The organism is Leisingera aquaemixtae (assembly GCF_001458395.1).
Lineage (GTDB): Bacteria > Pseudomonadota > Alphaproteobacteria > Rhodobacterales > Rhodobacteraceae > Leisingera > Leisingera aquaemixtae.
Genome location: NZ_CYSR01000021.1, coordinates 179,958 through 202,970, shown reverse-complemented (window position 1 = coordinate 202,970; position 23,013 = coordinate 179,958). Strand labels below are relative to the sequence as shown.

Genomic DNA, 23,013 nt, shown 5'->3' with positions numbered 1-23,013 from the left:
GCGCGGCAAGGCCTGCCGCGCAGCGCCGCGCCCCGCGTCTGCCTGCCCCGACGTTGCACTGGAAACAGCCTTGCTTCCGGGGCAGGCTGGCCGGGAATTTTCAGCGGGGAGAAGACCATGGCCAGAGTTACCACCGGCTACAAGGACCACATTGCCTATGTCACGCTTGCCCGGCCGGACAAGCACAACGCGCTGGACGAGGAGATGGTGCAGGCGATCATCGCCGCCGGGCAGGAAGTGGCCGCCTCGGACGCCCGCGCGGTGGTGCTGTCGGGTGCCGGCAAAAGCTTCTGCGCCGGGCTCGACATGGCCAGCTTCGCCGTGCTGGCGCAGCGCGACCTCGACAGCTTTGTGATGGACCGCACCCACCACGACGCCAATGCCTTTCAGGAGGTGGCCATGGTCTGGCGGCGGGTGCCGGTGCCGGTGATCGCCGCGGTGCATGGCGCCTGTTTCGGCGGCGGGCTGCAGATCGCGCTGGGCGCCGATATCCGCATCGCCCACCCCGAGGCAAAGCTGTCGGTGATGGAGATGAAATGGGGGCTGATCCCCGATATGGGCGGCATGGCGCTGCTGCCGCGGCTGGTGCGCTCCGACGTGCTGCGCCGCCTGACTTACACGGCGGAAAAGATCGAAGCGCAGCAGGCGCTGGACTGGGGCCTGGTGACAGAGCTGGCCGGCAACCCGCTGTCGCGCGCCTCTGAACTGGCCGCTACCATCGCCGCGCAAAGCCCCTCCGCGATCCGCGCCGCCAAGCGGCTGATTGCCCAGGCCGAAAGCGGCGCCTCCCAGGCCGAGGTGCTGCTGGCCGAAAGCGCCGAACAGCTGGCGCTGATTGGCAAGCCCGACCAGATGGAGGCGGTCACCGCCCAGCTGCAGAAAAGGCCGCCGAACTTCCGCTGAGGGCAGGCCGGTCCGGCGCGGCAAACGCCCCGCGCCGGCCGCGTTCCCCGGCCCGGAAAAACCCCGTCCCGCCGGGCGGGGCGGCAGCGCCCGGCAGGGGCGTTTTTGCTGAAAAAGCAACCTCGGAAACTGCAACGGCGGGTTTTTGCCAAATTTTACGTAAACCCGCCGACGCAAGCGGGAAACCGCCGCCTGCCGGCAGAATAATGCCGCGTAAAACCAGCAGAAAGACACGTTAACCTTTTGGCAACCTCTGGGCGCAAAACCTGACTTCAAGAGGGCGCAACAGGGGCAGATCCAGCACCTGGCAGACGGACAGCGGGGGACCCGGACGGCTGCGCGCACCCTCTGGAACTGCAGTGGAACCGGCCAGGCTGAGACCGCCCTGGGCCGGGCTTCAGAAAGGAGTGAGGCTGATGCATCTGGTGCGTAAGAAGTGGTTTATTTTGTTTGAGAGCGGCGCCTTGCTGTCCCGGACCGGGGACAGGATCACATATTTCTATGACGAGGCCCTGAGCTTCGGCAACCGAGAGGAGGCGCAGCGCTATCTGGCCTCAAACGAAAACCGGGTCAGCTGCACTGGCCTGCGCCCGTCGCTGACCGAAGCGGCGTGAGCGGATGGCTTGCAGCCAGCCGGATAGCGGAGCGGCACACCGCGGCAGAGGCGCGGATGCCTAGTTCCGCCCGCTGGCTGCTCGCCTTCAGCGGGGTTCTGATCTCCGCCGCGGCGCTGGTGTTCTGGGTCTGGCTCGGCGGGGCCGGCCAGGCGCCGGAGGCGCAGCCCGGCTGGTTCACCCTGGCGGCGCTGCGCTACTTCTGGCTGCCCTTCCTCAGCGGTGCCGGGCTGGTGCTGGCGGTCTGCTGCGCCGGGCGCTCCGGGGTCTGATCTGCCGCCTGACCCCGGGGCGCGCACCGGCCCGGCGGCCCGCCCGCCAGCCAGCACAAAAAAAGGGCCGCAGCCTCAGCAGGCGCGGCCCTTGCCATGTCCGGAACCAGCCGGATTACAGCGATGCGTCGTAGATCTTGGAGATATTGGCGCCAAGCGCGGCGTCATAGTCTTCATCGCTCATAGCCACGTTCAGGCCCTCGGTCAGGGCGCGGCTGAAGGAGGCGATCATCTTGGGGTTCTGCGCCAGGCGCGCGCAGGCGTCATCGGTGGTGTAGCCACCCGACAGCGCCACAACCCGCACCACATTGGCGTGGTCCGCCAGCTCATCATAGAGGCCCGCCTTGGACGGGATGGTCAGCTTCAGCGCCACCTTGGCATCGGACGGCAGCGCGTCCAGCTGCGCCTTGATCTCCACCTTCAGCAGCTCCTCGGCTTCTGCCTTGGTGGCGGAGTTGATGTCCACTTCCGGCTCGATGATCGGCACCAGGCCGGCCGCAACGATCTGCTGGCCCACTTCGAACTGCTGCGCGACAACCGCCTTGATGCCCTCGGCATTGGCGTCCTTGATGACAGAGCGCATCTTGGTGCCGAAGATGCCTTTATCGCTGGCGCGCGCCAGCAGCGCGTCCAGTTCCGGCATCGGCTTCATCATCTGCACGCCGTTTTCCTCGTCCGCCAGGCCCTTGTCGACCTTCAGGAACGGCACCACGCCGCAGTTGTCCCACAGGTACTCGGCCGTCGGCTTGCCCTCGATCTCGCCGTCCATGGTCTTTTCAAACAGGATCGCGCCCAGGATGCGCTCCTTGGTGAAGCTCGGCGAGGTGATGATGCGGGTGCGCATCTTGTGGATCTCGGCGAACATCTCGCCGTCGTTCGAATAGGCGTCCTCGTTCACGCCATAAAGCTTCAGCGCCTTCGGGGTGGAGCCGCCCGACTGGTCCAGCGCGGCGATAAAGCCCTTGCCGTTGGCGATGCGGTCGAGTTGTTCCTGCTGTACGGAAGCGTCTTTGGCCATAATGCCTCACTCTCTTGCGGATGGTGTGATGTCTTGGCGCTGTCTATAGCGTGAATTGCGCCGGAAACAACGGGGTGTTGCGCTAACGGAAGAAGGATTTCCGCGCATCCCGCGCCATGTTGCAGCGCATTTCCAGATCGGAGATCCGCGCCATCGCCGCCCGGCGCGCCTGCGGGTCCGTCAGCGCGGTATAATCCTTGCGCGCCGCGTCCAGGTCCGCCTGCAGCCGGAACTCCTCCGGCACCACGCCGGCCTCGGCCATGATCCGCAACCCCGCCGCCAAACCCGCATCCAGATGCGCCTCGCCGCTGCGGTCGGGCAGCGGCTTGCCTTCGCCTTCCAGGCCCTGAAACTGCCCTTCGGCCTGGGCTTTGGCCAGCTGCCGTTCGATCAGGTTGCGGAAGGCGCGGATCATGCGGAACCTCGTTGCGGGTACGGCGCAAGCTTACCAGCCGCGGCTCATCCCAGCCAGTCTTTGCGGGTGACCGCATCATTCAGCGCCATCAGGTCCGCGCGCAGCTGCTCCAGGCCGATCGGGCCGCCCAGGCACACCCGCACGGCTTCCTCCGGCACGCCCGACACGGTGAAGGCATCGCTGGGCATGATGCCGATCTGGCGGCCCGCCATGCGGCCCATCAGCTCGGCCCGGCTGGTGCCGCGGGGCAGGGTCAGCCACAGGTTGAAGGCCAGCGGATCGCTTTGCGTAAAGCAGTCCTTCAGCACCTCCCCCGCCAGCGCCTGCCGTTCCGCGGCCGCCTTGCGGAGCGATTTCTGGATCGCCGCCGCGGTGCCGTCCTCGATCCAGCGGCCCAGCAGCGCCAGGTTCAAGGGCGAGACCATCACATGCATCGCGCGCAGCGCCTGGCTGAACTGCCCCGGCGCGGCGCGCTCCGGCACCGTGGTGTAGGCCAGCCGCAGCCCGGCGCCAAAGCACTTGGAAATCCCCGCGATATGCCAGCCAAGGCTGGGAATCAGGCTGCTGACCGGCTGCGGCGCGCCATTGTCGACAAAGCAGTAGGCGTCATCCTCGATCAGCGGCAGGTCATGGGCTTGCAGCACCGCCGCGACCTCCTGCCGCCGCTTGGCGGGCATGGTCCGGGTGGTCGGGTTCTGCAGCGTCGGATTGAGGTACAGCGCCGCGGGCCAGTGGTCCTGGATCGCCTTGGCCAGGGCCTCCGGCCGGATGCCGTCCTTGTCGCCCGCCAGCCCGACAAGCCGGAGGCCCAGCCGCGCCGCAATCGAGCGCAGCCCGGGATAGGTCACATCTTCGCACAGCACGGTGGAGCCCGGTTCGCACAGCACCGTCAGAATCGCATAGATGCTGGCATGGGCGCCCGGCGTGATCACCAGCCGCTCCGGTGCGCAGGGCAGGCCGTTGGCCTGCATCCACGCCGCCGCGATGGCGCGGTCCTGCGGGCTGCCGGTCACCGACTGATAGCGCAACAATGGCAGGAGGCTGGCCGAAACATGCTGCAGCCCCTCCTGCATCCGGGCGAGCAGGGCCGGGTCGTCCGGCTCCGGCGGCATGTTCATCATCGGGTCTTCTTCCAGTGCCCGGCGCGGATCGGGGCGCCCGGCCAGGGCCTCGGCGGCGCGCACAAAGGTGCCGCGGCCGACAAAGCTCTCGATATAGCCGCGCCGCACCGCTTCGGCGTATCCCCTTGACACAGTGGAGAAATCCAGCCCCGTATCCTGCGCCACCCGGCGCTGCGGCGGCAGCCGGTCGCCGGGTTCCAGCACGCCTGCCTCGATGTCGGCCCCGATCGCCTCGGCGATTTCCAGATAGCGGGGCTTGCCGCTGTCCAGCCGGGCAGGGGTCCATTGTTTCATCGCGGTGCCTCCTGGGGCCGTTTTGTGTCGTGAATGATTGGTTCAATGCATCAGTATGGCATTAAATGCAATATCAATGATTGCATATTGTTTGCATTCAATTGCGGAATCGCGGTATCAGGCGGCAAACCCAAGGAGACGCCGCGATGACCGGGATTGATCTAGCCGAACAGGAGCCGCGGGAGCTGAAGCCCGCCTTGCTGAAGGGGGTGCAGCTGCGCTGCCCGAACTGCGGCGGCGGCAAGCTGCTGCACAGCTACCTGAAGGTGAACGACAGCTGCACCGAGTGCGGCCAGGAGCTGCACCACCAGCGCGCTGATGACGGCCCGGCCTATCTGACCATTCTGGTGGTCGGCCACATCCTCGGCTTTGCGCTGCACATCGTCTACACCCAGCTGCGCCCGGACCCCTGGACGCTGGCGATCATCATGTCGGTGATCACCGTCGGGGCCTCGCTGATCATGCTGCCGCGGATGAAGGGGCTGGTGGTGGCCTATCAATGGGCCAAGCGGATGCACGGCTTCTGAGCCGCCCGCCTTCAATCAATCAAAATGCAAAAGGCGGGCCAGCGGCCCGCCTTTTTCTGCTTTCTCCCAGCGCCGCCTTGGCGGCGCTGGGCCCAACGGGAGCCGCGCATGTGCCATGCGCAGGCGACGGGCGGGAGAATTCCGCCTGCCGCGCGATCCCTCAGACCAGCCGCGACGCCTCTTTCGCGGCGCGCACGAAACCGTCGAACAGCGGGTGCGGCGCAAAGGGTTTGGATTTCAGCTCCGGGTGGAACTGCACGCCGATGAACCACGGGTGGTCTGTCCACTCCACGATTTCCGGCAGGCGGCCGTCCGGCGACATGCCGGAGAAGGTGAGGCCGCATTTTTCCAGCTGCTCGCGGTATTTGGTGTCGACCTCATACCGGTGGCGGTGGCGCTCCTCGATATGGGTGCTGCCATAGACCTCGGCCACCTTGGAGCCTTCGGCCAGGGTCGCGTCATAGGCGCCCAGGCGCATGGTGCCGCCTTTGTCGTCGCCCACTTTGCGCTCGACCGTCATATTGCCCTGCACCCATTCCTTGAGGTGGTAGACAACGGGTTCAAAGCGCTTCTTGCCAGCCTCGTGGTCGAACTCTTCCGACCCCGCCTCGGCAATGCCTGCCACGTTGCGCGCGGCTTCGATCACCGCCATCTGCATGCCGAGGCAGATGCCGAGGTACGGCACCTTGTTTTCGCGCGCGTACTGGGCTGCCTTGATCTTGCCCTCGGTGCCGCGCTCGCCAAAGCCGCCGGGCACCAGGATCGCGTGGAAGCCCTGCAGGTGCGGGGCGGCGTCTTCCTTGTCAAACAGCTCCGCATCGACCCATTCGATCCGCACCTTGACCCGGTTCGACATGCCGCCGTGGGTCAGCGCCTCGGCGATGGATTTATAGGCGTCTTCCAGCTGGGTGTATTTGCCGACGATGGCCACCCGCACTTCGCCCTCGGGGTTGTAGATGCGGTCGGCCACATCTTCCCAGCGCTCCAGGTTCGGCTTGGGGGCGGGGGCAATGCCAAAGGCGTCCAGCACTGCCTGGTCCATGCCCTCGCGGTGATAGGCCAGCGGTGCTTCGTAGATGGATTTGAGGTCCTGCGCGGCAATCACCGAATCCGGGCGCACGTTGCAGAACAGCGCCAGCTTCTCGCGCTCTTTCTTCGGGATCGGGCCTTCGGAGCGGCAGACCAGGATGTCCGGCGCCAGGCCGATGGAGCGCAGCTCCTTCACGGAGTGCTGGGTCGGCTTGGTCTTCAGCTCGCCGGAGGCCTTGATGTAGGGCAGCAGGGTAAGGTGCATGAAGATGCACTCGCCGCGCGGCTTGTCCTGGGCGAACTGGCGGATCGCCTCGAAGAAGGGCAGGCCCTCGATGTCGCCGACGGTGCCGCCGATCTCGCAGAGCATGAAATCGACCTCATCCTCGCCGATGGAGATGAAGTCCTTGATTTCGTTGGTGACGTGCGGAATGACCTGGATGGTCTTGCCGAGGTAGTCGCCGCGGCGCTCCTTCTCCAGCACGTTGGTGTAGATCCGGCCCGACGAGATCGAGTCGGTCTTGCGGGCGGGCACGCCGGTGAAGCGCTCGTAATGGCCGAGGTCCAGATCGGTCTCGGCACCGTCGTCGGTGACGAAGACCTCGCCGTGCTCAAACGGGCTCATGGTGCCCGGATCGACGTTCAGATAGGGGTCCAGCTTGCGCAGGCGGACGGAGTATCCGCGGGCCTGCAGAAGTGCCCCCAGTGCTGCCGAAGCCAGGCCTTTGCCCAGGGATGAAACAACACCGCCAGTGATAAAGATGAAACGCGCCATATGTGTTCGGCTGCCCCCGTGAGAAGTCAGATTTCAGCTGCCCGGCGGTGATCGGAATCATTCCAAAAACCGCAGCATCACGGGACTTCATATATAAAGGATTCGCACGAAATGCGCAAGGGAACCGCAAGATGCTGTTGCGGTTCCTATAACCCTCTCAAGGTGTAGTAGGTTAGTCGGCGCTGGGAACCAGCGGCGCGTTGTCGCCTTCGCTGGGCGGCAGCAGGTCGCTGCCCAGCGGTGCCGGCACTGCTGGTGCGCTGCTGTCTTCGGACTGCGGCGCCGCCAGCCGGTCGGTGACCGAGGAGCCTGCGGATTTCTGCGCCGCCATGATGGTCAGGGTGATCGAGGTGCAGATGAAGGCAATCGCCAGCAGCCAGGTCACCTTGCCAAGCGCCGTGGCCGCCGCACGGCCCGAGATGGCGCCGCCGCCGCCGCCGCCCATGCCCAGACCGCCGCCTTCGGAGCGCTGCAGCAGCACCACGGCAATAAGGCCGAGAGCCAGAAGAAGATGGATGATGAGAACAACGTTTTCCATGGGTCCCTGCGGCGGTTGGCTGAGTATCGGGCGGTAAATAGGCAAGATTGCCCGGGGGGGCAAGGGCGGAGTTTGCCTGATGCCGGGCAGCAGCTGTGACGTGCAGTCAGAGGCGGCCGCGCCAATGTTTTGCGGCTGGACGCAGGCCCTTGGCGCGGGGCAGAGTTTTTTCATGCCTCATGATCATCACGACGACCACCCGCACGCCCTCCTGCCGCCAGACCCTGCCTTGCGGGTCAAGGCGCTGGAGACGATTCTCACCGAGAAAGGCCTGATCGACCCCGCCGCGCTGGAGGAGATCATCGACACCTACCAGAACCGCATCGGCCCGCAAAACGGCGCCCGGGTGGTGGCCCGCGCCTGGAGCGATCCGGATTTCAAGGCGGCGCTTTTGGCGGATGCCGATCCGGTTCTGGCGGAGCTTGGGCTTTACGGCCGCCAGGGTGAGCACATGGTGGTGGTGGAGAACACAGCGCAGCAGCACAATATGGTCGTGTGCACCTTATGCAGCTGCTACCCGTGGCCTTTGCTGGGCATTCCGCCGGGCTGGTACAAATCCGACGCCTACCGCGCCCGCGCGGTGCGCGAGCCGCGCAAGGTGCTGGCGGAGTTCGGGGTGACGCTGCCGGAGAGCTGCGCGGTGCGGGTCTGGGATTCGACCGCCGAGGTCCGCTATCTTGTGCTGCCGGCGCGGCCCGAAGGCTCGGAGAGCCTGGGCGAGGAGGAGCTGGCGGCGCTGGTCACCCGCGACAGCATGATCGGCACCGGCCTGGCCAAGGTGCCGGGGGAGGCGCTGGCATGACCCGGGTGCATGACATGGGCGGGCGATTCGGCGACGGTCCGGTGGCGCCCGAGGCGGAGGACGCGCCGGTCTTTGCCGAGGACTGGCACGCGCGTGCCCTGGCGGTGACGCTGGCCTGCGGCGCGCTGGGCCAGTGGAACATCGACACCTCGCGCCATGCGCGCGAGAAGCTGTCGCCCAAAGATTACGCCCGCTTTTCCTATTACGAGAAATGGATCGCGGCGCTGGCGGATCTGCTGGTGGAGAAGGGCGTGCTGACGCGCGCGGATCTGGAGGGCAAGGGCGCCGCCGGTCTGCATAAGCTGGCGGAGCGGGCCTTGAAGGCGGAGAATGTTGCCGGGGTGCTGGCCAAGGGCGGCCCGGCGGACCGGGAGGGCGGGCCGCTGCCGCGGTTCTCGCCCGGGCAGGCGGTGCGGGCGCGGATACCGGCGGATAACGCGCTGGTGGATGGCGGCCACACCCGGCTGCCTGCCTATGCCGCCGGGGCGCAGGGTTATATCCTGCGGCTGCATGGCACGCATGTCTTCCCCGACAGCAGTGCGCATGGGCTGGGCGAGGCGCCGGAGCCGCTTTATGCGGTGCGGTTTCATGCCAGCGCTTTGTGGGCGCATCCCGAGCACCCGGAGGACGAGGTGGTGCTGGACCTGTGGCAGAGCTATCTGGAGCCGCTATGAGTATCTGTCCCGAGGTTGCCGCGCCGGAGCCTGTCTTTGCCGAACCCTGGCACGCGCAGGTCTTTGCGCTGACCGTGCATCTGAATGAGGCCGGGCGGTTCAGCTGGGCCGACTGGGTGGAGCGGTTTTCCGCGACGCTGAAGCGCCACGGCCTGAGCCGCGAGCTGGATGGCGGCGAGGATTACTTCCGTGCCTGGCTGGAAACGCTGGAGATGTTCCTGGCGGAGCAGGGGGCCGCGTCGCGCGCTGAGGCCGAAGTGATGCGCAGCCGCTGGGAGGAGGCCTATCTGTCGACGCCGCATGGCGCGCCGGTGAAGCTGTAGGGCTGAGCGCGCGCGGCTTTGGCCGCCGGGGCCGGGGCGGCCTGGGCGGTTTTCTCTTGTTTCGTCCTGTGTCCTTTTTGCCGTTCCGCTGTGCCTGTGTCCCAATTAAGGGGGCGGCGCCGCCGGGTGGAGGTGGACAGACCCCACGGGGAGCCTGCTCGGACAGGATTTCCTGGACGACCCCCTTTTTATCAGGGCCGGTCTCCGGGTGTCGCGCAGGCAGCCGCACAGATGCCTGCGCCTCGTATCATGGCCCATGCGCGGAGCCATGGCGGGGGATCGCGATCAGGAGGCAGTCTGGCAGAGGGGCGTGAGGATCAGGTGAAGGGAGCGTACGGCGGCGGCGCAACACCCTGCGGGCGTGCGCCTGCCCGCCCCACCGGGCTGGCGCTTTGGAGGGGGCAGTGCTCTCGCGTTAGCTTGTACGGACGGTGCCGGGATAAACTGCCATGCACAGCCCTAGCAGCGCCACCCCGCGGGCAGGCACGCGCCCTGAGGTTGGCGCTGTGTTCTTGGGGAATCAGTAACAGGCAGGGGCAGTCGCGCCTGCCCAGGCAGGCGCAGCCCTTGGTGATCGGGGCGAAAACCTTGGCCAAGCCATCTCCTGCGGCGAATTTCCGGTTCCACTGCCTGCGCAGCATCGCTATATGAGCGTGGGTTTGAACCAGACTGTAAAGGACCGGATATGGCCAATGTCGTCGTAGTCGGCGCCCAGTGGGGCGACGAAGGGAAAGGCAAGATCGTGGACTGGCTGAGCGAGCGCGCTGACGTGATCGCCCGCTTCCAGGGCGGCCATAACGCCGGCCACACGCTGGTCATTGACGGCAAGGTCTACAAGCTGCACGCGCTGCCCTCGGGCGTGGTGCGCGGTGGCAAGCTCAGCGTCATCGGCAATGGCGTGGTGCTGGATCCCTGGCATCTGATCAAGGAAATCGCGACCGTTCAGGCGCAGGGCGTGGAGATCACCCCGGAGACCCTGATGATCGCTGAGAACACGCCGCTGATCCTGCCGCTGCATGGCGAGCTGGACCGGGCGCGCGAGGAAGCGGCGTCGAAAGGCACCAAGATCGGCACCACCGGCCGCGGCATCGGCCCGGCCTATGAGGACAAGGTGGGCCGCCGCGCGATCCGGGTTGCCGACCTGGCCGATGAGGCGACCCTGATTGCCCGCGTCGACCGGGCGCTGCAGCATCACGATCCGCTGCGCAAGGGCCTGGGCGTCGATCCGGTGGACCGCGATGCGCTGATCGCCCAGCTGAAAGAGATCGCGCCGCAGATCCTGCCCTTTGCGGCACCGGTCTGGAAGGTGCTGAACGAGAAGCGCAAGGCGGGCAAGCGGATCCTGTTCGAAGGCGCGCAAGGCGCGCTCCTGGACATTGATTTCGGCACTTACCCGTTTGTGACCTCCTCCAACGTGATTGCGGGCCAGGCGGCGACCGGTGTCGGCATCGGTCCGGGTTCGATCGACTATGTGCTGGGCATCGTGAAGGCCTATACCACCCGCGTCGGTGAAGGGCCGTTCCCGACCGAGCTGCTGAAGGAAGACGGCACCCCGGATGCGGATGGCGAGCGTCTGGGCACCCGCGGCCATGAGTTCGGCACCACCACCGGCCGCCAGCGCCGCTGCGGCTGGTTTGATGCCTGCCTGGTGCGCCAGACCTGCGCCACCTCCGGCATCAACGGCATTTCGCTGACCAAGCTGGATGTGCTGGACGGCTTCGAGACGCTGAAGATCTGTGTGGGCTATGAGCTGGACGGCGAACGTCTGGACTACCTGCCGACCGCTGCGGATCAGCAGGCCCGCTGCACCCCCATCTATGAGGAAATGCCGGGCTGGAGCGAGTCGACCGAAGGCGCGCGCAGCTGGAACGACCTGCCCGCCAATGCGATCAAATACGTGAAGCGCGTGGAAGAGCTGATCGAATGCCCGGTCGCGCTGCTCTCCACCAGCCCGGAGCGGGACGACACCATCCTGGTGACCGACCCGTTCGCTGACTGATGGCTGAGAAGCAAGGCCTGAGCTACAAGGCCCGGCGGCGCTGGGCTTTGATCATCCTGCTGGTCGGGATGCCGGTCTATATCGTGGCCGCGGTCACGGTGATGAACTGGCTGGACCGTCCGCCGCTGTGGCTGGAACTGATCGTCTATGTGGGCCTCGGCATCGTCTGGGTGCTGCCGTTCAAGTTCGTGTTCCGCGGCGTGGGTCAGGCAGACCCGGACGCTGAGGACCAGTAAGGGGAGGGGCGCTGCCCCGCAGGTTTGATATTAGGAGGGGCGCTGCCCCTCTTGGCCTCGCGGCCAATTCACCCTGGAGTATTTCTGGAAAGATGAAGCCCGCAGGGCTTTGGAAACGGAAAAAGGCGGCCTTGCAGGGCCGCCTTTTTGTTTGTCTGGCCAGGGGTCAGCCCGCGGCGCGTTTTCCGGGTTTGAAGCCGATGTCGCCGGAGGCGGTGAACTGGCCGTTGCCGGAGCGTTCGATCTTGCCGTCGCGCAGCAGCTGGCCGAAGGAGCGCAGCCCGTCTTCGCGGTTGAAGTCGCTGCTGCCGGCGCTGCGCACCTTGTTCATCAGCTGCGGGCGCGAGAAGTGATCGCGGCCCTCGACGAAGCTCATGTAGGCGGCGGCGGCCTCCAGCAGCTCATGCAGTTCGGCGGCGCCGCGTTCTTCGGCGTAGGCGGCAAAGCCGCTGCCGCCGGTTTCGGGCTGCTCGCCCAGAACCGCGGCCGAGACCCGGCGCGGGCGCACCGGCTGACCCGCGGCCTGACCCGCAGACTGGCCCGCGGCCGCGCCCGGGTCGATGCGCTGGGCCGCAACCAGTTTCAGCGGCGCCGGGCGGGATGCCGGGGCGGGCGGACGCTCGGAGCTTGCCTGGCGGCTGCCCGGGCGGCGCGGGCGCACCACGCTGGCCAGATCCTCGCGGTAGGCTTGCGCGTCGTCGCTGTCGCCGGTGCCGCCTGCCGGGCCGGCCTTGGTCGCGGCTACGGCGGCGCGCAGATGGCTGTAGGCCTCGCGCGAGGACGCCGATTCGGGGTCTTCGAGCTTTTCATCCGCGGCGGCCATCAGGCGGCTGACATCGCTGTCTGCCAGGCGGGAGGCTGCGGCCTGCGCGGCGGCAGGCGCCGCGGTGCTGCTGTCATCGCTGTCATCGCTGGCGGCGGTGGCACCGGAGTCATCGGGCCGGTCCGATGCGGCCAGGATTTCCGCCTCCACCTCGGCCAGTTCGCGCATCAGGTCGGCTTCGTCCTCCTCTGACAGGGCCGGCGGAGCGGGGTCCGGCTGCGAGCGGCTGCCGGTGTCCTGCAGGCGTCCGGAGGCGAGGGCCTTGTCGAAATCGCTGCGCTTGACCTTGGTGATGCGCACGCGCGGCGCAGGGGCCGGGGCGGGCGCCTCACCGGCGTCATCCTCTGCCGGCAGGCTGGCAGCTGCATCTTGGTCGTCCTGGTCTGCTGCGGTGTCGCCGTCGAGGTCCGCGAACAGGCTGCCGTCAGGGGTATCTTCAGCGGCCTCTTCAGCCTCTTCGGCGCGGGTCTGCGCGGCGGTGTCCGGCTGCTGTGCCGCTGCGCGGCCCAGGTCCAGGCGGTCCAGGGTGCGGGCGATTTCGTCGTCGCCCTCGTCATCGAAATCGGGGGCGCCGCTGTCGTCGTCCTCCATCAGTGCGCTGGCGATCTCCTCGGCGGCGTTTTCCAGCACGTCGTCGGCATGCTCGTCTTCGCTGAAGTCCTCTTCGGGCGCCTGGGCCACTACGGCGCGGATGCGCTGCAGCTTGGCCGCGATGCTGTCGGCGGCCGGTTCCAAGGGCTGGTGCGGCGCCGGGGCGGTGTCCTCTGCTTCGGCTTCAGAGACGTCCTCAGGGGCGGATTCGCTGATTTCCAGCAGCTCGACCGAGGGAGTGTCAGCAGGCTGCTCCAGCTGCGGGGCGGCGCTTGCGTCTTCGAGGGCCGCGGCGATGGTTTCTTCGGCTTCGGCTTCGGCTTCGGCTTCGGCTTCGGCTTCGGCTTCGGCTTCGGCGGAGTGCGCCGCTTCGGTCTCAGCCTCCGGTTCAGCGGTTTCCGCTGCGGAGGCCGGGGTGGCCGCTGCTTCTGCGGTGGCGCTTACGGGAGTTTCAGTTTCAACTTCGGCGGCCGGGTCTTCTGCCGGGGCAGGAGCGGGCTGTTCCGCAACCGGCTCCTCAACCGGAGCCGCCGCGGGCGCCGGGGCGGCGCCAAGCGCCGGGGTGGCGGCGCGCAGGTGGATGCCGCTTTCGCTGGTGCGGGCCTCGACCTGGCGGGCGATCTCGCGCTGGGCGATGCGGGCCAGCATGTCGGCATCGGGCTGCGGCGGCTCGGCGCCGAAGTACCGGTCGTCGGCGGCCAGGTCGCGGAAATACTCGGCGATGGCCTTCATCGTGCCGAAGGAGTCCTCGAACCCTTCCAATGTGCAGGAAAAGGTTCCATAGGATACCGTCAAGACTTTGTTATTGTGTACCATCAGCTCGCTCGTCTTCGCCACATCTGTTGCCGTTCACCTTATTGGCTGGAAGGACCAATTTTGCTCGAATCCGTGCAATTGATCGTATCATTTTGTGTTCAGATTGTGACCTGTTTCCAAAACAGGCGGGAATATGCCGAATGGACAGACTGATTGTTGAAGCTCCGGAACCAATCACCCTGATTGGCGGCGGCGAAATCGCCACCGGCGCGCTGGAGGAGGCGCTGGCGCTGGCGCCCAAGCTGGTGGCGGCGGACGGCGGCGCGGCGGCGGCGCTGGCGGCGGGATACCGGCCGCAGGCGGTGATCGGGGATTTCGACTCGCTGAGCGAAGCGGTGCGGGCGCAGCTGCCGCCGGAAGCGCTGCACCCGGTGGCGGAGCAGGACAGCACCGATTTCGACAAGGCGCTGCGCGCGATTGCGGCGCCGGCGGTGCTGGCGGTCGGGTTCCTGGGGGCGCGGGTCGATCACCAGCTGGCGGCGTTCAGCACGCTGGTGCAGGGGCATGACACCCCGTGCGTGCTGATTGGCGAAACGGAGGTGATTTTTCACCTGACGCATGAGGTAGCGCTGCCGGCGCGGGCGGGCGAGGTGATTTCGCTGTTCCCGATGCAGGAGGTGACAGGGCGGTCGGAGGGGCTGGAGTGGCCGATCGAGGGGCTGGTGATGTCGCCAATGGGGCGGATCGGCACCTCGAACCGGGCGCTGGGGCCGGTGCGGCTGCTGCCGGAGGGGCCGGGCCTGTTGGCGATTGTGCCGCGGCGGCTGCTGGCGGATGTGCTGGGCGCGGTGCGGCTGGACCGTTAGGCCTCAGGCGGGGTTGATGCGCTCTTCGGTTTCGTCAGGTTTGCGCTCGCGCATCACCGCATAGAGGCCCGCGGTGATGGTCAGCAGGATGCCGAAGGCGGCGAGCGTATTGGGGAGTTCCGCAAAGATCAGCCAGCCGAAGAACACGGCCACCGGGATCTCAAGGTATTGCATCGAGGCGAGGGTGGAGGTGGGGGCGAACCGCAGGCTCCAGGTCATCAGCAGATGCGCGATGGTGCCGAGCGCGCCGGCGGCGGCCAGCAGGCCCCAGGTGTCCTGCGGCGGCAGGGCGGTGGAAAGGGCGGCAACGCCGGCGGCATCGCCGATCAGCAGCACCGGGGCCAGCAGCACGGTGCCCATGACGCCGGCCACCGCCTGAACGGAAACCGGGTCGGTTTCCTTGGCGATCTTGCGGGTGATCAGCATGAAGAGGGCAAAGATCACCGCCACCAGGAGCGGCCAGAGCGCGTTCCAGCCGACCGCGGCAAAGCTGGGCTGAATGACCAGCAGAGTGCCGGTGAAGCCGACGACGCAGGCGCCGAGGCGGTGCAGGCCGACGTTCTCGTGCAGGACATATTTGCCCAGCAGGAGCATCAGGAAGGGCATCACGAAGGCAATTGCCACCGCGTCGGCCAGGGGCAGGTAGCGGAAGGCGGTGAACATGGCGGCGATGCCGCCCATCTGCAGCAGCGTGCGCAGGAACAGGAGCGGCGCCACCCGGCGCGACAGGCTGAGCGGCAGGCGCAGGGCCAGAGCCAGCGGCAGCAGGATCGCGGCCTGGGCGGCAAAGCGGATGAAGACGATCTGGGCAACCGGCACCCGGTTGGTCAGCAGTTTGGCGATGGCGTCGCCCAGCGGGATCACCATGCAGAAGCCCAGCATCAAGGCGATGCCGAGGAGGGGCCGGTCCTGTGTCATGGCGCCACGCTAGGCCTGCGCGGTCTGCGGCGCAAGCTGGAGTTGCGGGGAAAGGAGTGGTGTTGCGCCCTTTGGGGGCGTGTCGCGCAGCGGCACGGCCCGCGCCTTGGGCTCCGCCCGTTCGGGCCTGAAACACTCCCCCGGAGTGTTTCCGAGACGGCCTTCACTCCCCTCGGGAAGGCGCATTCGCACCTTCCCAAGGTCAGGCCCGGGCCTTGTGTAGAGCTAACCTTGCAGGAAAGCGGGAAAACTCAGCAGTTCGGCACGTTCACCGCCAGGCCGCCGAGCGAGGTTTCCTTGTACTTGTCATGCATGTCGGCGCCGGTCTGGCGCATGGTCTCGATGCAGGCGTCCAGCGGCACGAAGTGCTGGCCGTCGCCGCGCAAGGCAAGAGACGCGGCGGAGACCGCCTTGATTGCCGCCAGACCGTTGCGTTCGATGCAGGGGACCTGCACCAGCCCCTTTACGGGATCGCAGGTCATGCCCAGGTGATGCTCCAATGCGATCTCGGCGGCGTTTTCCACCTGTTCGGGCGTGCCGCCCATCACCGCGCAGAGGCCCGCGGCGGACATCGCGGCGGCAGAGCCGACCTCTGCCTGGCAGCCGGCCTCGGCGCCAGAGATAGACGCGTTGTACTTGACCAGGCCGGCAATTGCGGCGGCGGTCAGCAGGAAGTCCTCGACATGGGCCTCAGACGCGCCCGGAACATGGTCGAGGTAGTAGCGGATCACCGCGGGCAGGGTGCCTGCGGCGCCGTTGGTGGGGGCGGTCACGACCTGGCCGCCGGCCGCGTTCTCTTCGTTCACCGCCATCGCGTAGACGCTCATCCAGTCGTTGATGGTGTGCGGCGCGGTCTGGTTCAGGCCGCGTTCCGCCATCAGCGCGTCATAGATGCCCTTGGCCCGGCGGCGCACCTTGAGGCCGCCGGGCAGGATGCCGTCGCGCTCCAGCCCGCGGTTGATGCAGTCGTTCATCACCTGCCAGATCCGGGCGGTGCCCTTGGCGAGGCTCTCGGAGCAGCCGCGGGAAATCTCGTTGGCGCGCTTCATCTCGGCGATCGACTTGCCGCTGGCCTTGGCCATCTCCAGCATTTCGGCGGCGGATTTGAACGGGTAGGGCACCGGGTCGCCCTCGTCGGTCGCCTTGCCTGCGGCCAGTTCCTCCTCGGTGACGACAAAACCGCCGCCGATCGAGTAGAACACCTGTTTCAGGATCACATCGCCCTGGGCATCGGTGGCCATCAGGATCATGCCGTTGGCATGGCCCGGCAGCGCGTGATCATAGTCGAAGATCATGTCGGCCTTGGGGTCAAAATGCAGTTCGCCCAGCCCCTCGGGGTGCATCTTATGGGTCTTGTTCAGCTCCGCCAGGAAGGCCTCTGCCTTCTCGTCATCGTAGTCATGGGCAACAAAGCCGCCGAGGCCGAGGATGGTGGCGCGGTCGGTGGCGTGGCCGACGCCGGTGAAGGCAAGCGAGCCGTGCAGCGAGGCGCGCAACCCGTGGAATTCAAAGGGCGAGGCGCGCATCATGTCGAGGAAGCGCGCGGCGGCAACCATCGGCCCCATGGTGTGGGAGGACGACGGGCCGATGCCCACCTTGAACATGTCGAAAACGGAGAGGAACATCAGGTGGCTGATCCTTCTGGGGGATTGGCGTAGGCCGGAGATGTGAACGGGGTGGCGCCGAGGCCCTCGGCCTCGCGCGACACGGCAACGGCGGGACGGTGTTCCAGTGCGGCGCAGAGGCGCTGCAGGCTGGGGTAATGGGCCAGGGTGAACCAGGATTTGTCGGCCTGCGCAGGGTAGAGCGCCATCCAGCGTATCTGGCAAGCCAGGTAATAGTCCAGAACCGAGGGCTGCGGCGCACCAAGCCAAGCGGGTCGGGCGGCGGCGGCCTGATCGAGGTTGGTCAGATGCTGGTGCAGCCGCTGGCGCAGCACGGTTTGCAGCTGCGCCTTATGCGCCTGCTCCGGGCCGATGTATTTCTCCGGGTAGAACAGCATCCGCAGGTCGGCGTGCAGGGTGTTGGAGACAAAGACCAGCCATTTCAGGAAGGCGGCGCGGTCCGCGCTGCCGGGCTGCGGCGCCATCGCGCCGTGGCGTTCGGACAGCCACAGGAGGATGGCGGCGGTTTCAAACAGCGGCCCGTCCGGGGTTTCCAGCACCGGGATCAGCCCGTTCGGGTTCAGCGCCCGGTAGGCGGGGCTGTTCTGCGCCTCGGCCCTGCGGTCGACCAGCAGGGTTTCATAGGGCTGGCCAAGCTCCTCCAGCACCAGCCGGATGACCAGTGAGGCATTGTCGGGGGCGTAGTGCAGGCGGTACTCGGGTTTCATGACGCAGTATTATGACGCAGACGTGCGGAATATGTGTCCGTTTCCGGCGTTTCCAATAGGAAACCCGCCTTTGTGATGCATGTTTGGCAGGCGGGGCCTGAAGCGGCGGAAAGAAGCCGTTCAGGCCCAACGCGGTAAAAGGGTGTTCAGAGCCCGAGAGTACCTGATGCTGCGCGAGAAATGAACGCGTAGGAACTGTGTAAAGCCGCCATTGGCCGAAGTTCTGCGCCCCTGGTCAGGACGCGATTTCCCTTGCCTGCTCGCGCAGGGTGAATTTCTGGATCTTCCCGGTTGAAGTTCTTGGGATGGCCGTGAAGATAAACTTCCCGGGGACTTTGTAAGGCGCAAGGTGGTCGCGGCACCAGCTGCGCAAGGTTTCTGCGTCCGCCTCGTGCCCCTTCGCCAGTTCGACAAAGGCACAGGGGGTTTCACCCCATTTTTCATGCGGCATTGCCACCACAGCAGCCACCGCAACCGCAGGGTGGCGGTAAAGCGCCTCTTCGACCTCGATCGAGGAGATGTTCTCGCCGCCCGAGATGATGATGTCTTTGGACCGGTCCTTGAGCTGGATATAGCCGTCGGGGTGCATGACACCCAGATCGCCGGAGTGGAACCAGCCGCTGGCAAAGGCCTCCTCAGTGGCCTTGGGATTGCGGAAATAGCCCTTCATCACGACATTGCCGCGGAACATGACCTCGCCCATGGTCTGGCCGTCGCGCGGTACCGGCCGCATCGTCTCCGGGTCCAGCACATCCAGCTGTTCCAGCGGCAGGTAGCGCACGCCCTGGCGCGCCTTCAGTGCGGCCTGTTCGGCAGGCGGCAGATCCGACCAGCCGCTGTGCCAGTCATTGACCACCGCAGGACCGTAGGTTTCCGTCAGCCCGTACAGATGGGTCACGTCGAAGCCTGCGGCCTTCATCCCGGCCAGCAGGCTTTCGGGCGGCGGCGCGGCGGCGGTGAAGAACTGCACTTGCTCGGCGAGATCGCGTTTCGCCTCCTCCGGTGCCGAGATCAGCAGCGACATCACGATGGGGGCGCCGCACAGGTGGGTTACCCCCTCGTCTGCAAGAGCGTTCCAGATCGGTTCTGCCCGCACCTGCCGCAGACACACATGGGTGCCGGCGATGGCGGACAAAGTCCAGGGGAAACACCAGCCGTTGCAGTGGAACATCGGCAGGGTCCAGAGATAGACCGCGTGTTTCTGCATCGAGGTGGTTAGCGCGTTGCCCTGCGCCAGCAGATAGGCGCCCCGGTGGTGCGAGACCACGCCCTTGGGGTCGCCGGTGGTGCCGGAGGTGTAGTTGATCGAGATCGCATCCCATTCGTCTTCCGGCATCAGCCAGTTGAAATCGGGGTTGCCGCGGGTCAGGAACACCTCGTAGTCAGCGGCCTCCACGTCTGTCTTCGCGCCGTCATACTCAGGATCGCCGTACTGAATCAGGACCGGCGACACTTTGGCAAGCGCCAGCGCCTCCTGCATCAGCGGCATGAATTCGCTGTCGACGATCACCAGCTTCGACATCGCGTGGTCAAGCTGAAACGCGATCACCGCCGCATCCAGGCGGGTGTTGATTGAGTGCAGCACTGCGCCGCACATCGGCACGCCGTAATGGCACTCCAGCATCGCCGGCGTGTTGGGCAGCAGCGCCGACACGGTGTCGCCGCGGGTGATGCCGTTCTTGGCCAGGGCAGAAGCAAGCCGCCGCGAGCGCGCGTAAAACTCTGCATAGTTGCGCCGCAGGGTCCCATGCACGATGGCCGTGCGGTCCGGAAAGACGCTGGCGGCGCGTTCCAGGAAGGTCAGCGGTGTCAGCGGCTGATAGTTCGCGGGGGTGCGGTCCAGACCGGTGTTGTACAGGTTGTCCGTCATGATCTTAGTGATCCTGCCATTGGGGGCTGCGTTTTTCGAGGAAGGCGCTGATGCCCTCTTCGGCATCGCGGGCGAGCATGTTGTCCACCATCACACCTGAAGCATAGGTATAGGCGTCGGTCAGGGGCATTTCCCGCTGCGCATAAAAGGCGCGTTTGCCGGTGGCCAGGGTCATCACCGACTTGGACGCGATCTTGCGGGCCATTTCCATCGTGGCCTCCCGCAGCCCTGCGGGCGGAACGGCGCGGTTGATCAGGCCGATCTCCTCTGCCCGCCGGGCCGGGGTCATGTCGCCGGTCAGCAGCATTTCTATTGCATGCTTGCTGGTGACATTGCGCGACAGGGCCACCATCGGCGTCGAGCAGAACAGGCCGATATGCACCCCCGGTGTGCTGAACTGCGCGGTATCCGCCGCAACGGCCAGGTCACAGCTGGCCACCAGTTGGCAGCCCGCCGCAGTGGCGATCCCCGTGACCTCGGCAATCACTGGTTTGGGGCAGTTCACAATCGCCTGCATGGTGGCAGAGCACATCGCCATCACCTTGGCAAAATAGGCCCGCCCGCCGTCCGCAGCCGCGCGTCCGGCGGTCATCTCTTTCAGATCATGCCCGGCGCAAAAGGCCGGGCCGTTTGCCGCCAGGATGACAACGCGCACCTGCGGGTTTTCCCCCGCTTCGGCAAAGGCTGCAGCCAGTGCCGCCAGCATCGCTTCGGACAGGGCATTGCGCCGCCCGGCATCGTTCAGGGTCAGACGCAAGATGCCGGCGTCATCCAGATCGCGCAGCAGGATATCGGTGTCTTGCACGGGGCTCTCTCCTGTTTTGAGGGTCAGTGAACGTTGATCTCGACGAAGTCAGCCAGTGTATTGGCGATGAAACAGTACCGGTGCGCCCGGTCCTGCATTTGCGCCAGTTCCGCATCATTGACCTGAAAGCCGGTGTCGAAACGCACCACCGGGTGCATATCCAAGCGGTTCACCGACATCTTGCCCTTCGGGTTCTTGCCCAGATGCGCCACCACATGATCATGGTAGCTGGCCACCGGCCAGCCGGCCTTGGCGGCCAGAGCAAGAAAGGTCAGCATGTGACAGCTGGACAGCGCCGAGGCCAGCGCCTGCTCGGGATTGGTGCAGCTGGGGTCGCCGCCATAATCGGGGGCGGCGTCCACTTGCACGTCGTAGCCGTTGTTGAGCTGAACGGTATGCTCGGCCGTGTAGGCGCCGGGCTTGAGCTCAGGCTCAATGCGATGCCAGTGCAGATCGATCGAAATATCCGACATTTCCGTAAGTCCTCGTTCTGGCGTTAGCTTGCTGCGAGCGATTTTTTGGGGTCGTAGAAGGGGATTTCGACAATTGTGGCCTTTGCCGGGCCGCTGGCAGTCTTCACTTCGACTTCGGTGCCCAGTTCAGAACTCCCTGCCGAGACCATCGCCAGTGCGATGTTCTTCTCAAGGCGCGGCGAGTAGACGGCCGAAGTCACCTTGCCGACGGTGCCGCCATCTTTGGTGATCGGCCAGAAGGTGGTGTTGGGGCCTTTCAGCGGTTCACACTCGATAACCAGCCCTACCTGTTTGCGGCTGACACCTTTCTCCTTGATGCGGCGCAGAGCTTCCTTGCCGATGAAACCGGCTTCCATGCCGAGATCCACCAGCCGGTCAAACCCGAGCTCAAAGGGGTTGGTGTGGATGTCGGCATCAGCGTGATAGGACAGCATGCCGCCTTCGATCCGCCGGATCGAGGAGGTGTGGCCCGGCTGCAGGCCAAAGGGCTGGCCCGCCGCCATGATTTTTTCCCACAGCTCGCCGCCGCGCGACCCGTCCTGCAGGTACAGCTCATAGCCCAGCTCGCTGGACCACCCGGTGCGCGACACGATCAGCGGAATGCCGTCCAGATCAACCTCGCGCAGCCAGTAGTATTTCAGGTCCATGATGCTGTCGCCGAACAGCGCGCGCATGATCTCGCCGGACTTCGGGCCTTGCAGCTGCAGCGGCGACACATCAGGTTCGCAGAGGGAGACATCCATGCCGGAATGCACCGCCACGCCTTGCGCCCACAGCAGGATGTCGCTGTCCGCCAGCGAGATCCAGAAGTGGTTTTCCGCCAGCCGCAGCAGGATCGGGTCGTTCAGAATGCCGCCGTCGGCATTGGTGATCAGGATGTATTTGCACTGGCCAACGGCCATTTTCGACAGGTCGCGCGGTGTGAGCATCTGCACGAACTCCGCCGCATCCGGGCCGGTGATCTCCACCTGGCGCTCGACCGCCACGTCGCACAGGATCGCATCGTTCACCAGGTTCCAGAAGTTCTGCTCCGGATCGCCGAAATCGCGCGGGATGTACATGTGGTTGTACACCGAAAACCCCTTGGCGCCCCAGCGGACAGTGGCGTCGAAATAGGGGGATTTGCGGATCTGTGTGCCGAACCCGAAGCCGTCTGATTGCGTCATGTCTTTCACCCTTTTCACCGGCGGCCCGATCAGCCGCGGCCTGTTTGAACTGGGTGAAGGATTACCCCCGCAGTCAGGCCGGGAGCGGACTGAAAACAAGCTGCGGAAAGCCCGAATGGGCTGATGCCGGCGGGCTGGCAGACCGTTCAGGCGGGGTCCGTCATTTGCCCGGCCTGGCCGTCAGGCCGGAGAGATTCGGCTGGGCGGATTTGACGTGGCGCGTCACGATGTAGGTCATGTAGCGGTCAATCCCCAGTTCGACCGCCAGCAGGGTTTCCATCAGTTCCTGAAAGGCTGCCAGGCTCGGGGTGAAGACCTTCAGGACGTAATCCATGCCACCGCCTGTGGCGATGCATTCGGTGACCGCGTCCAGCTTCCGGATATGGCCCTCGAAACGGTCAAAATCAGACTTGCGGTGATGGGTCAGCGAGACCGTCACGATAACCTGCGTGAAATCGCAGACCCGGTCGAGCGCAATGTCGGCGTGATAGCCGCGTATGAACCCGGCTGCCTTCAATTTCGCAAGGCGGGCCCAGCACGGGGTTGGCGACAAGTTGACGATTTCCGCCAGCTTGGTTTTGCTCAGCTGGCCGTGTTTCTGGACTGCACTGAGGATGCGGATATCGGTCGCATCGAGGCTGAACTTGTCCATGCATCAGGGCCTTTCAAAGCAAGGGTTTGGCGGTCCAATACAATCACCGCCAAGAACCCGGAAGCTACATCTTGCTCCAGCAAGGCTGGTTTGGCGCGCAGGCCACCGGCTGTCCTCTGGAGAAAGCTGCGAAAGAGCGTATTGCATGAAACCTGTAAAACCAACGGCCGCTGCGTCATGGTCAAATCCAGGCATAAGAAATCCGGGGCGCGCCGCAGCTG

Annotated in this window: 24 protein-coding genes; 10 read left to right on the top strand and 14 right to left on the bottom strand. The window is 65.8% G+C overall.

What is annotated here, in order from left to right; all coding sequences use genetic code 11:
• Positions 1-117: 117 nt before the first annotated feature.
• From PHA8399_RS09515 to PHA8399_RS09505, 3 genes are all read left to right on the top strand, one after another.
• A complete protein-coding gene (locus PHA8399_RS09515) occupies positions 118-903 on the top strand; it encodes a crotonase/enoyl-CoA hydratase family protein (RefSeq protein WP_058285912.1) in 786 nt (261 codons plus the stop codon).
• 416 nt (positions 904-1,319) lie between these two features.
• Positions 1,320-1,517: a hypothetical protein gene (locus PHA8399_RS09510; RefSeq protein ID WP_008555795.1), complete on the top strand. Its 198-nt coding sequence runs from the start codon at positions 1,320-1,322 to the stop codon at positions 1,515-1,517.
• Positions 1,514-1,789 (top strand): hypothetical protein, encoded by a 276-nt coding sequence (locus tag PHA8399_RS09505; protein WP_244270186.1) that lies wholly within the window; start codon positions 1,514-1,516, stop codon positions 1,787-1,789. Before PHA8399_RS09510 ends, PHA8399_RS09505 begins: the two co-directional genes overlap by 4 nt.
• Before the next feature lie 115 nt (positions 1,790-1,904).
• On the opposite strand, the gene PHA8399_RS09500 is transcribed toward PHA8399_RS09505, so the two are convergent.
• The 3 genes from PHA8399_RS09500 to PHA8399_RS09490 form a co-directional block, all read right to left on the bottom strand.
• A complete protein-coding gene (locus PHA8399_RS09500; protein WP_058285910.1) occupies positions 1,905-2,807 on the bottom strand; it encodes a fructose bisphosphate aldolase in 903 nt (300 codons plus the stop codon).
• 82 nt (positions 2,808-2,889) lie between these two features.
• Complete coding sequence (locus PHA8399_RS09495) at positions 2,890-3,222, bottom strand: DnaJ family domain-containing protein (protein WP_058285909.1); 333 nt, start codon at positions 3,220-3,222, stop codon at positions 2,890-2,892.
• A gap of 44 nt (positions 3,223-3,266) precedes the next feature.
• The gene (locus PHA8399_RS09490; protein WP_058285908.1) at positions 3,267-4,637 is read right to left on the bottom strand and encodes an aminotransferase-like domain-containing protein; all 1,371 of its coding nucleotides are present in this window, start codon (positions 4,635-4,637) and stop codon (positions 3,267-3,269) included.
• A 146-nt stretch (positions 4,638-4,783) separates the two neighbouring features.
• Between PHA8399_RS09490 and PHA8399_RS09485 the strand changes: the two genes are divergently transcribed.
• On the top strand, positions 4,784-5,164 hold the full coding sequence (locus PHA8399_RS09485) for a DUF983 domain-containing protein (protein ID WP_058285907.1): 381 nt from the start codon (positions 4,784-4,786) through the stop codon (positions 5,162-5,164).
• Positions 5,165-5,324: 160 nt separating this feature from the next.
• On the opposite strand, the gene pyrG is transcribed toward PHA8399_RS09485, so the two are convergent.
• Both pyrG and secG read right to left on the bottom strand, forming a co-directional pair.
• The gene (gene pyrG, locus PHA8399_RS09480) at positions 5,325-6,968 is read right to left on the bottom strand and encodes a CTP synthase (RefSeq protein ID WP_058285906.1); all 1,644 of its coding nucleotides are present in this window, start codon (positions 6,966-6,968) and stop codon (positions 5,325-5,327) included.
• Between the two features lie 172 nt (positions 6,969-7,140).
• Positions 7,141-7,506 (bottom strand): preprotein translocase subunit SecG, encoded by a 366-nt coding sequence (gene secG, locus PHA8399_RS09475; protein ID WP_058285905.1) that lies wholly within the window; start codon positions 7,504-7,506, stop codon positions 7,141-7,143.
• A gap of 172 nt (positions 7,507-7,678) precedes the next feature.
• Here secG and nthA point away from each other — a divergent pair, with 172 nt between their 5' ends.
• From nthA to PHA8399_RS09450, 5 genes are all read left to right on the top strand, one after another.
• The gene (nthA, locus tag PHA8399_RS09470; protein WP_058286151.1) at positions 7,679-8,308 is read left to right on the top strand and encodes a nitrile hydratase subunit alpha; all 630 of its coding nucleotides are present in this window, start codon (positions 7,679-7,681) and stop codon (positions 8,306-8,308) included.
• A complete protein-coding gene (nthB, locus tag PHA8399_RS09465) occupies positions 8,305-8,982 on the top strand; it encodes a nitrile hydratase subunit beta (RefSeq protein WP_058285904.1) in 678 nt (225 codons plus the stop codon). The genes nthA and nthB overlap by 4 nt, the downstream gene beginning before the upstream one ends.
• Positions 8,979-9,305, top strand: coding sequence for a nitrile hydratase accessory protein (locus PHA8399_RS09460; protein WP_058285903.1), 327 nt, complete (start codon positions 8,979-8,981; stop codon positions 9,303-9,305). The genes nthB and PHA8399_RS09460 overlap by 4 nt, the downstream gene beginning before the upstream one ends.
• A 685-nt stretch (positions 9,306-9,990) precedes the next feature.
• Positions 9,991-11,304: an adenylosuccinate synthase gene (locus PHA8399_RS09455; protein WP_058285902.1), complete on the top strand. Its 1,314-nt coding sequence runs from the start codon at positions 9,991-9,993 to the stop codon at positions 11,302-11,304.
• A complete protein-coding gene (locus tag PHA8399_RS09450) occupies positions 11,304-11,540 on the top strand; it encodes a DUF2842 domain-containing protein (RefSeq protein WP_058285901.1) in 237 nt (78 codons plus the stop codon). Before PHA8399_RS09455 ends, PHA8399_RS09450 begins: the two co-directional genes overlap by 1 nt.
• 166 nt (positions 11,541-11,706) lie before the next feature.
• On the opposite strand, the gene PHA8399_RS22650 is transcribed toward PHA8399_RS09450, so the two are convergent.
• Positions 11,707-13,770, bottom strand: coding sequence for a chemotaxis protein CheA (locus PHA8399_RS22650; protein WP_167592834.1), 2,064 nt, complete (start codon positions 13,768-13,770; stop codon positions 11,707-11,709).
• Positions 13,771-13,910: 140 nt separating this feature from the next.
• On the opposite strand from PHA8399_RS22650, the gene PHA8399_RS09440 reads away from it, so the two are divergent.
• Positions 13,911-14,576: a thiamine diphosphokinase gene (locus PHA8399_RS09440; protein ID WP_058285899.1), complete on the top strand. Its 666-nt coding sequence runs from the start codon at positions 13,911-13,913 to the stop codon at positions 14,574-14,576.
• A 3-nt stretch (positions 14,577-14,579) separates the two neighbouring features.
• On the opposite strand, the gene PHA8399_RS09435 is transcribed toward PHA8399_RS09440, so the two are convergent.
• The 8 genes from PHA8399_RS09435 to PHA8399_RS09400 all read right to left on the bottom strand — a co-directional run bounded on the left by PHA8399_RS09435 (position 14,580) and on the right by PHA8399_RS09400 (position 22,792).
• A complete protein-coding gene (locus tag PHA8399_RS09435) occupies positions 14,580-15,494 on the bottom strand; it encodes a DMT family transporter (RefSeq protein WP_058285898.1) in 915 nt (304 codons plus the stop codon).
• A gap of 251 nt (positions 15,495-15,745) precedes the next feature.
• Positions 15,746-17,119 carry an L-serine ammonia-lyase gene (locus PHA8399_RS09430; RefSeq protein ID WP_058285897.1) on the bottom strand — a complete coding sequence of 458 codons (1,374 nt, stop codon included), beginning with the start codon at positions 17,117-17,119 and terminating at the stop codon, positions 15,746-15,748.
• The gene (locus tag PHA8399_RS09425) at positions 17,119-17,826 is read right to left on the bottom strand and encodes a glutathione S-transferase family protein (RefSeq protein WP_058285896.1); all 708 of its coding nucleotides are present in this window, start codon (positions 17,824-17,826) and stop codon (positions 17,119-17,121) included. Before PHA8399_RS09425 ends, PHA8399_RS09430 begins: the two co-directional genes overlap by 1 nt.
• A 235-nt stretch (positions 17,827-18,061) precedes the next feature.
• Positions 18,062-19,696: an acyl-CoA synthetase gene (locus tag PHA8399_RS09420; RefSeq protein ID WP_058285895.1), complete on the bottom strand. Its 1,635-nt coding sequence runs from the start codon at positions 19,694-19,696 to the stop codon at positions 18,062-18,064.
• Positions 19,697-19,700: 4 nt separating this feature from the next.
• A complete protein-coding gene (locus PHA8399_RS09415) occupies positions 19,701-20,501 on the bottom strand; it encodes an enoyl-CoA hydratase (RefSeq protein WP_058285894.1) in 801 nt (266 codons plus the stop codon).
• Positions 20,502-20,524: 23 nt separating this feature from the next.
• A complete protein-coding gene (locus tag PHA8399_RS09410; RefSeq protein ID WP_058285893.1) occupies positions 20,525-20,974 on the bottom strand; it encodes an OsmC family protein in 450 nt (149 codons plus the stop codon).
• Positions 20,975-20,997: 23 nt separating this feature from the next.
• Positions 20,998-22,140 (bottom strand): glycine cleavage T C-terminal barrel domain-containing protein, encoded by a 1,143-nt coding sequence (locus PHA8399_RS09405; protein ID WP_058285892.1) that lies wholly within the window; start codon positions 22,138-22,140, stop codon positions 20,998-21,000.
• 160 nt (positions 22,141-22,300) lie between these two features.
• Entirely contained in the window at positions 22,301-22,792 is a 492-nt protein-coding gene (locus tag PHA8399_RS09400; RefSeq protein ID WP_058285891.1) for an Lrp/AsnC family transcriptional regulator, read from the bottom strand.
• Positions 22,793-23,013: the final 221 nt, after the last annotated feature.